Origin of the sequence: Paenibacillus sp. DMB20, from assembly GCF_000987955.1 — a bacterium.
Taxonomy (GTDB): Bacteria; Bacillota; Bacilli; order Paenibacillales; family Paenibacillaceae; genus Paenibacillus_AQ.
In genome coordinates this window covers 80,869-92,794 of the sequence record NZ_LAZU01000041.1, presented here as the reverse complement: position 1 = coordinate 92,794, position 11,926 = coordinate 80,869, and the positions used below count along the sequence as shown (strand labels likewise).

The following is an 11,926-nucleotide window of genomic DNA, read 5'->3' as shown; positions in this document are numbered from 1 at the left end:
ATGAGCATAGTTATGTTTGTTGAAGATGAACCGATAGAACAGGAATTTCTTCAATCCATCACGCAGGAAATGCTAGGTGCTGAAGATAAGCTTCTTATTTGCGATACCGGTATGCAAGCGATTAAGCTCGCCAAGCAATATCGGCCGGATATTATTTTTATGGATATCATGCTGCCTGAAATGGATGGAATATCCTCGTTGCAGGAAATTCGCCGCTTTCTCCCTAACGCCTGCGTGACGATTTTGTCGGCCAGCTCGGATTTCTCCTATGCACAGGCGGCAATCAGTCTGCAGGTACACGAATATCTGCTTAAGCCGGTCAAGCCGGAAAAATTGCGGCAAATGATTCGTAAGGGGCTGGAGAAGGCCGCTCAATCAGAAGAAAATGGAGCAAACGAAACTTATCAGATCGAATCGGCTCAAGAATGTCAGCGCTTTATTCAAGAAGCCGTCGATTATATTCAGCAAAATTACAAAGATAAGCTGACCCTGCAAATGGTGGCGAGTCATGTGTACATGAATGCCCAATATTTTAGCCGCATATTCAAAAGGGAGCTCGGCGTTACTTATACGGATTATGTCAACAAGCTCAAGATTGCACATGCCTGCAAGCTTCTTGAGACTACCGGGTATCCCGCCTATCGCATCTCCACAGAATGCGGCTTTACCGATCCGTCTTATTTCAACCGGGTATTCTACAAGCAAATGAATATGACGCCGAAGGAATACAAAAAAAAGCGTTCTAGCTCGAGTGTAAAAAAAACCTTTATAGACAGAATCAAGGAAACTTCCCCCGACGAAGTGTCGGGTGGGAGTTTTTTTTATTTTTACTACGTCGTCCTAAAAGTACGAAAAAGTACCAGATTGAAGAAAAAAAGTGATTTAGGAAGTCCAACAAGAGGTACGGTTAGTAACAGGCGCAATAGCCGCTTTGTTATACAATGAAGATACATCTACAAAGACAAATCTACTTAACAGAGGTGTATGGATGATGAAGGAAGCAGTGGCTTCGGCCGGCATGCTGAAACAAAAGATGAACAGTCGTTTCCGAAGAAATGGAATCGTTTACGGACTGATTTCCGGGTTAACGTTCGGCCTTTACAGTACTATTGTTGCTTTGGCTATGATGAAGGATCCCTTTCTGGGGGTCGTAGGAGCGTTTGCGGCGCCTATAGTGGCATCGGCGATTAATGATGCTTTGGCGGCGATCTGGCTTCTGATCTGGAACTTAAAGAATGGGAAGATCAAAGAAATCGGCCGCAGTCTGGTAACCATACCAGGGTTGATGGTCGCAATTGCCGCGGTGTTTGGCGGCCCGATCGCCAACGGGGCCTATCTGGTTGGGATTGATATGGCCGGAGCAGCGGCTATCCCGATTTCGGCGCTTTGTCCGATGTTTGGTGCTATTTTCGCGCGAATGTTCCTGAAGCAGAAGATTGATAAACGCGTGGCCGTCGGCATGTTCATCTGTGTTATCGGAGCGGCGCTCATTTCTTATGTCAAGCCTGAAGGTGGAGTGGATAATTTCACACTAGGCATTATTTTTGCACTGGTGGCCGCACTTGGCTGGGGACTGGAAGGCGTATTTGCCACTTTCGGGATGTCCATGCTGGATTCCAATATTGCCATTACCATTCGCGAGGGCGTTTCCGGAATCGTTTACATTGCCGTACTGATCCCTATCTTCAGCGCGACGGATCTCTTTGCTTCCGCGCTTGGCTCCGTATCGCCAATGCTCATTATCGCGGCTGCGGCCCTGTTTACGGCAATCTCTTTCCTGACTTGGTATATGGCCAACAATATGGTTGGCGTTGCTGTCGGAATGTCGCTCAACATTACCTATGTGCTATGGGGGGTTGTCTTTGCAGCTATCTTCCTCGGCAATGCGTTGACTCCAACGATAATTGCCGGTGCAATTATCATTACACTTGGAGCGCTTTTAGTTTCAATGAATCCAATGGATCTGTTCAAAAAGAAGGAGGCGTAAGCAAATGCCATTGTTGCCGATTCGCTCCCGGGTGCTGCTTTTCATGTCCACTGTGCAGCAAGCAAATATTGATGATGCAATGGACGCTTTGAAAAGCGAATACGGTGGAGAACGTCAATTTACAAGAGCAAACTTTCTGGATCATATGCTGTCCTTGCAGGCAAACGGACTGATTGACGAGGTCCATTACGAGCTGGATGCTAACGGGGAATTATGTATGTACTATGCAATCAACAATGAGGGAATCCATACGATCAATAAATATTTGCCTAAAAAATGGACGCAAAAATAAGAACAATCTCATACACCCGGCCTAAGGCCGGGTTACACTGCTTTTAATTCCATTGAAAATTATTCTCCTAAGTCCCATTGAAAAGTCGCTATTTTAGCGGCTTTTTTTGTTTTATCGGTACAAGTTCTTGTCCCGAGTCGAGGACAAGAACTTGTACCGATTGCCGTAAAGGACAAGAAGATGGTCCGATTATCGATTGGATAAGTATTTAACTACTTATCACTGCTCTAATTCATTAAGCTAACGGGCAGGATAGTTGAAAATGTAAAATCCGTGTCAGAGCAAATGCCATTGACAGACCAACTACTACGTGTTACTATATAGCAGTAGTAAGTAACACTTGATACCAGTCATACAGAATAGCAAGGGGTGATTGTGCTGGAAAACCTAACGGAAATGCTCAAAGGCGTGCTTGAGGGCTGTGTCCTTGAAATTATAAGCCGCAAAGAAACCTACGGCTACGAAATCACGCGTCGACTAAACGCCCTCGGCTTCTCAGATGTTGTGGAGGGAACGGTGTACACCATCCTGATCCGGCTTGAAAAAAACAAGTTGGTGGAGATCACCAAGAAGCCCTCCGACATGGGACCGCCGCGGAAGTTTTTTCGCGATCAACGACGCGGGCCGCGAAGAGCTGCGGAAGTTCTGGGAAAAATGGGAGTTCGTATCATCAAAAATTAACGAGTTAAAGGAGAGAGAACGATGAATTTTTGGGAAAAGATCACCGGCAGCGACATGACTAAAGAAATGAAAGCTTTTGAATCACGAGCCAAAAAAGCTGCCAGCCGATTATCAAGCAGCATGGGAAAAAATAAATGAAAATATTTGGACGTACTCCGATTTCACCGGTCGTAACCTTATGCCAATTCTTGACGGCGTGCTTGGCCTACTCGAAGAATCGGCGGCGGATGGTCAGAGTGTCCAAGAGGTTTTGGGCGACGATATCAAAGGCTTCTGTTCAGCGCTCGCCGGCGAAGAAGGGGCAAAGTCTCTTCGGGACAAGTGGCGCGAGCAACTCAACAATAATATCGCTAAAAAACTAGGTAAATAGGAGGAAAGATAAAATGAGAATTCGAGATATCATCGAAGGCAAAAAGGAGTGGCGAGCGCACGTGGCGCGTGTCAAAGCGCTCCCGCAAGATTATCAGATTGTTTATAGAGAGATTCAAAAATATCTCTTTAAGGTCGGCCCTGTCCAGCTAACCGACGGGACGGGTTTGCTCTCGGGGATTATCGATCTTTTCGAAGAGGGTGCGGCCCTGGGGAAAGGCGTGCTCGAAGTGACTGGCAGTGACGTAGCGGCTTTCTGCGACGATCTAATCAAAGATTCAAAAACTTTCGCTGACATCTATCAAGAATCTGTTGACCAAGAAGTTAACAAGGCCATGAAAAAGGTTACGGATAAAACAAAGTAAAAGGGGGATATCGGGGTGGAAAAAGCAATTGAAGTGAGAGGTCTGCGAAAGTCCTTCAAGGATACAGAAGTCCTAAAGGGCGTCGATTTTGAAGTGAAGCGAGGTGAGATATTCGCCCTGCTTGGCTCCAACGGCGCGGGTAAGACGACGATTGTCAGAATCCTCACCACGCTGCTCAAACAGGACGGCGGCACCGCCACCGTAAACGGATTTGACGTCGCGTCAAAACCCGAGAATGTGCGGCATGCGATCAGTCTGACCGGGCAATTTGCCGCCGTGGACGAGATATTGACCGGACGGGAAAATCTGATCATGATTGCCAAGTTGCGGCATCTGGATCATCCGCGCCAAGTTGCGGACGACTTGCTGAAACGCTTCGGTTTAACTGATGCCGCCGACCGTAAGCCATCTACTTATTCGGGTGGTATGCGCCGCAGGCTCGACATCGCTTTGAGCCTCGTGGGCAAACCGCAGATCATTTTCCTTGACGAGCCAACCACAGGGCTTGACCCTGAGGCACGTATCGAGGTTTGGAAGATTGTAAAGGAGCTTGCCGAAGGCGGCACGACGGTATTCCTGACCACGCAGTATTTAGAGGAAGCTGAGCAGCTTGCCAACCGAATTTCCATTCTGCACGAGGGCAGGATTATCGCCAGCGGCACGCTCGCGGAGCTGAAACAGCTGTTCCCGAAAGCTAAGGTAGAGTATGTTGAAAAACAGCCGACATTGGAGGAAGTATTCCTCGCAATCATCGGTAAAAAGGAGGCCATGTAAATGGAGGCAAAAAACCACTTTTTCAGCGACATGAGCGTAATGCTTGGACGTTCCATGCGCCATATTTTCCGCAGTATGGACACCATCTTCACCGTCTGCATCACTCCGATTGCAATGATGCTGCTGTTCGTCTATGTGTTTGGCGGCGCAATCGAAACCGGTACGGATAATTATGTGAACTTCCTGTTGCCTGGTATACTGCTTATGGCGATTGCCAGCGGGGTGGCCTACGTGGCTTACCGCCTGTTTTTGGATAAGCAACGGGGCATCATTGAGCGGTTCCACTCCATGCCGATTGCGCGTTCCACCGTGCTTTGGGGGCACGTGCTGACCTCGGTGGTATCCAACATCATTTCTATTGTCGTCATCATTCTCGTAGCGCACATTATGGGCTTTCGCTCGTCGGCAGGCGTACTGTCTTGGTTTGCCGTAGCAGGTATACTCGTGCTGTTTACGCTGGCTTTGACTTGGGTCGCGGCCATTGCCGGACTATCCGCAAAAACGGTGGAAGGAGCAAGCGCCTTTTCCTATCCGTTGATCTTCCTGCCATTCATCAGTTCTGCCTTTGTGCCTACCGAAACGATGCCGTCAGTCGTACGCGCCTTTGCCGAAAACCAGCCGGTGACGTCTATCGTAGAGACCATCCGTGCACTATTATCAAGTCAACCGGTAGGCAATGATATCTGGGTCGCTTTAGCGTGGTGCTTAGGGATAATGATCGTCGCATATCTATTTGCGGTGCGCGCATACAAACGGAATGCAGCTTAGTGAAGTGATGTTCCATTACTCCTTTTATCGGGCCGAATAGTTATAGTAGTTTGCTCCCTTTTTTCGATTGGGAAATGTTATAATTGCAATAGCGACTTGGCACTTCTGGGATATAAAGGAATCGCGATACATTTAGATGAGTCGAGGAAGGTGCCAAGTACGGCCTTTCTTCTATATTATTGGACTCGAATCAACATAAACCGGCTGCAAACATGCAGCCGGTTTATTTCTATCTCGGACAATCTGCCAAGTTCGTGTCGTTTCAGCTCCTGATGCGCAAATATCAACCTACGGTTGTATCTATCGTTAACGACGAAGTGCTTTGGCAATCAATCCAACGATGAATCCCCAAATCGCATTTAAAGCAAAGACACTTACAAGGGCAACCGGATTAGTTAATGGACCTTGCAATTTTCCATCAAGAAGTGGAGAGACTACGCCGCTAAGGATGACGGTAAATGGGTCTCACTAGAGCTAATGCGCCAAGTCCAAGAATAAACAACAAATTTTCTTTCACGATCTCGATTGTTTTCATAAAAACAATTCCTTTCTGGTGTGCTTGAACGATGTTTGGACCAAAATTCTTATACAAAATACTTATAGAAACGATTGCTCAATAAAGACAAGAAGGCAGCCTGCCACTGTGACCGGCTGTTTTTCGTTAAGCTAGCGGTCAGTATAGTTTATGATCATTCGCGCTAAACCGTATCACAAATAACCGAAACATGAACTGTAAAAGCGTTAAGTCCTACGGTTAAAGAATCCCTCCTTCACATCTTGACCCTGACCTATACCGAAGGGTTTATGATTTGAGAAGGAGGGATCGTAATTCATGAGGAATATAATAATAAAGAAGGTCGAAAAACGTCTCGCATCTTAGGAAAGGGTTCTTGGTTGCATTGCTGGGTTGGGTATCCATGGTTATTGGGTTGTTTACGGCGACATGGACTGGACATCTCATAGAGGAAGTAGGGGGTCCGGATTGGACCGCAGCCATGACCAAATGCGTTCTTGTCTCTTTAATTGTTATTGCAGCAGTAAATTGGATCCGAAGACGGTACCCGATTGACAAGTTGCTTCCGTTGACCAAAGCCGCTATGGTTCAGCTGTTGATTGGAGCTGGCTTTCCTGTAGTTCTAGCTGCTTGCGGTTTTTTATTGGCTATTCAATTCGAATGGATCGACATCGTGGAATGGCATTTTTCATTTCAATTTGTAACTGCGGTAGCTGTCAATACAGGCATGGCATTTTTGTATGAAGCATTGCCTGAGGAGTTGACCATGCGTGGCTTGGTCTATAGTGGATTGCGAACTAAGTTCCATTATGTCGGTGCTTATGTTGGGCAAGTCCTTCTGTTCATAGGTGTGCCTGTCACAGTAAATTTCTTACAACAAATGGCGGGTATGGAGCCCGGAGTTGACATTAACACAGACTATGTCATCTTACTGTTTGCTTTCGGAACAGTGTTACAATTGCTGCGCAACATTACCGGTTCCTTATGGACTTCCATAGGATTTCATCTAGGTTACTTGGAAATTTCAAGATTCGTTGTCGCTCAGAATGTCCCTCATTTGGTCACATACACTGAACGATACGAGGAGATAGGTAACCTTTTCATCTTATTTGGGATGGTTATTCTGGGTGGGATTTTCGTCGCAGGGTTATTCCATTTGCGGCAACGGATGAGTCGAGTAATACGAAAACAGTAAACAAGACGGGCCTGTCGAGATGGAATGGGCTGATATTCTTAGAGACATTCATCTCCATATGCACGAAGCCCCGGATTCGGATGCCTCTCGAAAGCTGCCCAGCGAATCATCGAGTATGCTTCATTATTACTCCGTGGCGACGAACAACTTGCCGGGAAACATTAGGAATACATCACCCCGGAGGATGGCCAGTCGCCTCGTGTGTACGGCATGTCTTCGGAAGCGATGCGTTATATTATAAAGAAATATTGGAGCGATGGGGCTAGACGAGACGATCCGGCAGGAATGGTCTAAAAACTTGCGGCTAAAGTCAGTGCGGAGAACCGCATCATAAGTAGCGGCAAAGGAAAAGCTCGCAGGAGCTTGTATTTACATCATGCGGACCATAGGAGCAAGGTAGGTCACACTTCTGTCGGAATGATGCGTAACAGGATTCCGCCGTTTCGGTAGAAGGGGCCAGTTGAGTTCACGTATCAGTTTGAACGCGGATCTATGCAAGATTTAAGAAACTGCGCCCCGCGCGGTTTTTCTGAAACCATTTTTTAGATTGTGTTAATCTATCTAATAGTGAACTCAATTTAGAGAGAGGGATGTTACTTGAAAAGAAGCGTATTATATATTGAAGATAATGAGAAAATAGGCAGTTGGGTAAAAGAAGAATTGGAACAGCGAGGATTTTCAGTTCAGTGGCTGCTTTCTGGTGAAGGAGCCGAAAATGAAGTAAATCAGCATGAAATCGTTATTTTGGATATCATGTTACCCGGTTTAGACGGATTTACTGTGGGAAAACGATTAAAAAAAGGCAGCTCCTGCTGTTCCTATTTTGCTGTTATCTGCTCGAACATCGATAAATGATAAGGTAGATGGTTTACAATTTGCTGATGACTATTTAACGAAACCATTCCATACGGATGAATTAGTTGCAAGATTAGAAGTATTAATACGTCGAAGTGGTGGAACACAATCCGAACGCATTTCATTAAGAAATCATATTGAAGTAGACCCAGAAGCCCAAATGGTATTTGACAAACGCACTGGAGAAGAAATTATATTGACAGGGAAACAACATCAAATTTTAATGTATTTCTTACGCCACCCTAATCAAGTTTTACCAAAAGAACAAATTTATGAAGCCATTTGGGAAGAAGCTTATATAACTGGTGATAAAACATTAATGGTGCATATCCGTCGACTGCGTCAAAAGTTGGAACGTAATCCAGATTCCCCAGAGATTATTGAAACGTTGAAGGGAATAGGCTATCGGGTGAAACTATGAAACAGACTAGACCATTATTTCGTCATTTTTTTAAAAGGACATTTTCTATTTATCTTTTTTTCCTCCAATTGTGCTTATTTTCTTCTCTGCGTTCTTTTGGGGTTTCTATCAATGAAGAAGATCTGAATATCAATACGTTAAATCAATTTTACGTTACACTACTTTTATTTGGTTTTATTATTGTCGCATTTGTTGTAATGTCTTGGCTTTTCTTCGTGAGACTTCGTAAACGACTCACCCGCTTACAGGAAGTCATGTCATTTTCAGCTAATAATAATTCATTTCCTAAACCAATATCTGTTCAATCGGATCGTATGGATGAAATAGACCAGTTAGGAAGTTCTTTTAATTGGATGATTCAGCAGCTTGAAGACAGTCGCAAACGAGAATATGAAGAGGAATTATTACGACATCGTCTCATTGCGAATATATCTCACGACTTACGAACGCCACTTACCATTTTGAGAGGACATATCACCAGATTAAATAAGGAACCATTGAGTATAGAAGGACAAAACTCATTAACAGAGATGAACCATACGATTACAAGAGTAGGAGATCTAATGGATGATTTACTTTCCTATACATTGCTTACATCAGGGAAACATCCTTTTCATCCCACTTCAACAGATATTGTGCGTTTAGTAAGAGCATCTGTTGCTGCGTGGTATCCTGTATTTGAAGAAAAAGAAATTCAGCTCGATGTTGATTTACCGACAGAGGAGACTTTTTATTGGAAAGCAGATCCTAAATGGATGACACGGGTTCTGGATAATTTATTTCAGAATATTCTTCGCCATGCAGCAGAGGGGAAATATGCAAACATTGTGGTTGATGTAGAAAAAGAACAGATCATTGTTGCAGACAGAGGTCCAGGTATGGATAACTCTTCTTATGAGCGTGGGGCGGGGATTGGTTTATCGACTTCAAATTATATGTTGAAAAAAAATGAAGCTGAAAGCTGACTTTACATCAAATGAAAATGGAACAAGAGTAGCTATTAGTAAAGCTTAACCTAAAGTTAACTCAGAAGTAAACAGCATGATAACCGAGATGTAACTTTGCTTCTTTATAATGAGAACCATAACAGAAAGGAAGTGTTATGGTTGCTTACAATTAATAACTTAGTCAAACATCGCGGAACTCAAGAAGTCTTATCAGGTATCAGTTTTAAAGCTAGACCAGGCAGAGTAACTGGTTTTTTAGGTCCAAATGGGGCAGGTAAAAGTTCTACGCTTCGCATCCTGCTTGGATTAGATCGAGCCACCTCAGGCAGTGCACTAATTAATGGAAAGCCATTCGCAGAATTACATAATCCTCTAGCAACAGTAGGTGCTGCACTTGATGGATTTGGAGCTCATCGTATGCGAACAGGACGGGCACATTTGCGTTGGATTGCTCGTGCCGCAGGATTGCCTCGCTCACGTGTCGAGGAAGTTCTGAAAATAGTAGGTCTTACTAATGCAGCCGGGAAAAGGGTCGGGAATTATTCCCTTGGCATGGGGAGAAGACTCGGAATGGCAGCTGCACTTCTTGGTGATCCAAAAATATTGGTTTTAGATGAACCCGTTAACGGGCTCGACCCACAAGGAATTCGCTTTATTCGGACATTTTTACGTGAACGTGCTGCGTCTGGTAACACGGTGTTGCTATCCAGTCATCTAATGGGAGAGCTTGCAGAGACGGTTGATGATGTGGTGATTATTAATCACGGAAAAGTCGTTGCAGATGGAACATTGGAAGAAGTAATAGGTAACCATTCCACGTTGGAGAAAGCCTTTTTTCGCCCTGACATCTGAAAATGCAGGTAATGTTGTATGAGAGTATTCAACGCGGAACTATCTAAATTGTTCTCCCTGCCGGGCATTTGGCTTGCCTTTCTTATTGGAGCATTTGCCCCAGCGGTCATTGCTGCCTTGGACAGTATGGTAGAAAAAGAGGAGATTATAGCTGGAGTTAGCACACGGCTATCGGAAGTTGGCTATTCCGGATTAGGTTTTGGTGTGCAAGGTGTCATTATTCTTGGTGTGCTTGCTGTCAGCAGTGAGTATTTGACAGAGAGCAGTGAATCTGGTGGAGGACGACAGATTACAACAAGTTTAACTGTTGTTTCATCAAGGCTTCATTTTTTAGTGGCAAAAGCAGGCGCTGTGACCGTGAGCAGCATACTGCTTTGTATTGTTGCTATGATGACGACTGTGTCAGCAACGCATCTTATTCTTGGTGAATACGCCCCTGCATTTGAAGCATCTAGACTTATCGGCGTGGTTTGTTACTGGACATTTACTGCTCTTTTAGCATTTGGGATTACTGTTCTAACAAAGAATGGCATTATCCCGCTTGCTGTGCTCATGATAAATTCATCTATTGTATCATTTAGTGTCCTGCTTTCTAAGGTTACAAAGTTGGCGTTTTACTTACCGGATAGGGCTGGCATTGAGATGTTTATGTTTACGAACGACAGATTTCACACCCCGTCCACAGGCAGTTTATTCGACAGATTTCACACCCCCTTTACAGGCGGTTTAGTCATGTTTGCATGGTTAGCCGTTATTTTCATTGTTGCAGTTATTATATTCCATAGGAGGGACGTTGCATCATGAGTGTCTCTTCTGGTAGAAAGATAGCACAAATCCTTGGTGCTGAACTGGATAAATTAGTTACATTGCCATTGATATGGCTCACTCTTATGGGTACATTCATTCTTAATTTAGTTTTAGCCGCAGCTTTTACTTCTGTTGGTCTACAAGGAGCAGCAGGAACGCAAAGTATACTGAATATAGGACTTGCTTCTATGGGATATCTTCAAGCAGGGTTCATTATTCTTGGTATCTTAGCTACTTGTTCGGAGTATACTGGTGGACAGATTCGAACTACTTTAACTGCGATACCTTGGCGTGGGTTTCAAATATCCATGAAGCATTTGGCATTGGCAATTATAACCATTCCTGTGGCTTTTATTATTGCTGCATCAGGTGTGCTATGTACTTTTATTATGATGAGAGACGCAGCAGCAGTGATTGAAATAGACACAATGATAAAAACATTAGTAGGTGCAACAGGCTATCTAACATTAACCACACTTCTCAGTGCAGCTATAGGTGGTTTACTAAGACGAACCACTCCTGCTTTAGTGGTACTGCTTGGTTATTATTACATTGTCAGTCCATTGACGAGAGATTTTCTACCTAGTATTAAAAAATATTTTCCGGATACGGCAGGAAATTATATGTATATGCCGCCTTCCTCTGATGAAATAAATGTCCTTACACCAATGCAAGGGACAGGTATTTCAATGTTATGGACGCTGATCTTTATTGCAACAGCTATTGTATTTTACCGTAAACGAGATGCCTAAGATTTATGAAGAGCGAAAGCGAAGAACTTTTGAGTTAAGAGAACAAACCTATTCAAAGAAAATGACTTCAACTGATATTTCAGACGATGCTCTTGTAATATTTAAAAAATATAAAGGTCGATCGTGATTTAGATTGATTGAAAAGAAGGTACATGAAACTTACTAAATCTGAACTAGCTGATATGGTCATTAAACTAGAAAAATATATCGCAACAAACAATGATGTTTGGATAAAAGATGTTTTTTAAGCAATTCAATGAATAAGTATTTCATCTAAGAACGGACACCAATATGAGTGTCCGTTTTATTTTATAAATCAAAAGAAAAAAAAGTTGTCGAGGGACAAG

11 protein-coding genes and 3 pseudogenes are annotated in these 11,926 nt (G+C 43.9%); all 14 read left to right on the top strand.

The genetic code is table 11. From position 1 onward, the window contains the following. The 14 genes and pseudogenes from XI25_RS24735 (at position 1) to XI25_RS24670 (ending at position 11,579) form a co-directional block, all read left to right on the top strand. Complete coding sequence (locus XI25_RS24735; protein WP_235440311.1) at positions 1-945, top strand: response regulator transcription factor; 945 nt, start codon at positions 1-3, stop codon at positions 943-945. A gap of 43 nt (positions 946-988) precedes the next feature. After that, positions 989-1,987 carry a DMT family transporter gene (locus tag XI25_RS24730; protein ID WP_046680697.1) on the top strand — a complete coding sequence of 333 codons (999 nt, stop codon included), beginning with the start codon at positions 989-991 and terminating at the stop codon, positions 1,985-1,987. Between the two features lie 4 nt (positions 1,988-1,991). Then, positions 1,992-2,279 (top strand): hypothetical protein, encoded by a 288-nt coding sequence (locus tag XI25_RS24725; protein ID WP_046680696.1) that lies wholly within the window; start codon positions 1,992-1,994, stop codon positions 2,277-2,279. Positions 2,280-2,675: 396 nt separating this feature from the next. Beyond that, positions 2,676-2,985, top strand: a pseudogene (locus XI25_RS24720) (PadR family transcriptional regulator). Further along, a pseudogene (locus XI25_RS24715) lies at positions 2,982-3,330 on the top strand (DUF1048 domain-containing protein). Before XI25_RS24720 ends, XI25_RS24715 begins: the two co-directional pseudogenes overlap by 4 nt. A 13-nt stretch (positions 3,331-3,343) precedes the next feature. Then, positions 3,344-3,694 (top strand): DUF1048 domain-containing protein, encoded by a 351-nt coding sequence (locus XI25_RS24710; RefSeq protein WP_046680695.1) that lies wholly within the window; start codon positions 3,344-3,346, stop codon positions 3,692-3,694. A 15-nt stretch (positions 3,695-3,709) separates the two neighbouring features. Further along, the gene (locus XI25_RS24705; protein ID WP_046680694.1) at positions 3,710-4,468 is read left to right on the top strand and encodes an ABC transporter ATP-binding protein; all 759 of its coding nucleotides are present in this window, start codon (positions 3,710-3,712) and stop codon (positions 4,466-4,468) included. Further along, complete coding sequence (locus tag XI25_RS24700) at positions 4,469-5,236, top strand: ABC transporter permease (protein ID WP_046680693.1); 768 nt, start codon at positions 4,469-4,471, stop codon at positions 5,234-5,236. It begins immediately after the preceding gene. A gap of 890 nt (positions 5,237-6,126) precedes the next feature. Further along, positions 6,127-6,945, top strand: coding sequence for a CPBP family glutamic-type intramembrane protease (locus XI25_RS24695; RefSeq protein ID WP_052759762.1), 819 nt, complete (start codon positions 6,127-6,129; stop codon positions 6,943-6,945). 597 nt (positions 6,946-7,542) lie between these two features. Next, positions 7,543-8,221: pseudogene (locus tag XI25_RS24690) on the top strand (response regulator transcription factor). Next, positions 8,218-9,186: a HAMP domain-containing sensor histidine kinase gene (locus tag XI25_RS24685; RefSeq protein ID WP_235440309.1), complete on the top strand. Its 969-nt coding sequence runs from the start codon at positions 8,218-8,220 to the stop codon at positions 9,184-9,186. Before XI25_RS24690 ends, XI25_RS24685 begins: the two are co-directional and overlap by 4 nt. A 141-nt stretch (positions 9,187-9,327) precedes the next feature. Beyond that, entirely contained in the window at positions 9,328-10,020 is a 693-nt protein-coding gene (locus XI25_RS24680) for an ABC transporter ATP-binding protein (protein ID WP_046680692.1), read from the top strand. A gap of 18 nt (positions 10,021-10,038) precedes the next feature. Then, positions 10,039-10,824 carry an ABC transporter permease gene (locus tag XI25_RS24675; protein ID WP_046680691.1) on the top strand — a complete coding sequence of 262 codons (786 nt, stop codon included), beginning with the start codon at positions 10,039-10,041 and terminating at the stop codon, positions 10,822-10,824. Beyond that, positions 10,821-11,579: an ABC transporter permease gene (locus XI25_RS24670; RefSeq protein ID WP_046680690.1), complete on the top strand. Its 759-nt coding sequence runs from the start codon at positions 10,821-10,823 to the stop codon at positions 11,577-11,579. Before XI25_RS24675 ends, XI25_RS24670 begins: the two co-directional genes overlap by 4 nt. The last annotated feature ends 347 nt before the right edge of the window (positions 11,580-11,926 follow it).

Excerpts from the sequence above, each read along its gene's own strand:
- XI25_RS24735 (WP_235440311.1), top strand. The coding sequence starts at position 1 with ATGAGCATAGTTATGTTTGTTGAAGATGAACCGATAGAACAGGAATTT.
- XI25_RS24730 (WP_046680697.1), top strand. The coding sequence starts at position 989 with ATGATGAAGGAAGCAGTGGCTTCGGCCGGCATGCTGAAACAAAAGATG.
- XI25_RS24725 (WP_046680696.1), top strand. The coding sequence starts at position 1,992 with ATGCCATTGTTGCCGATTCGCTCCCGGGTGCTGCTTTTCATGTCCACT.
- XI25_RS24710 (WP_046680695.1), top strand. The coding sequence starts at position 3,344 with ATGAGAATTCGAGATATCATCGAAGGCAAAAAGGAGTGGCGAGCGCAC.
- XI25_RS24700 (WP_046680693.1), top strand. The coding sequence starts at position 4,469 with ATGGAGGCAAAAAACCACTTTTTCAGCGACATGAGCGTAATGCTTGGA.
- XI25_RS24685 (WP_235440309.1), top strand. The coding sequence starts at position 8,218 with ATGAAACAGACTAGACCATTATTTCGTCATTTTTTTAAAAGGACATTT.
- XI25_RS24675 (WP_046680691.1), top strand. The coding sequence starts at position 10,039 with ATGAGAGTATTCAACGCGGAACTATCTAAATTGTTCTCCCTGCCGGGC.
- XI25_RS24670 (WP_046680690.1), top strand. The coding sequence starts at position 10,821 with ATGAGTGTCTCTTCTGGTAGAAAGATAGCACAAATCCTTGGTGCTGAA.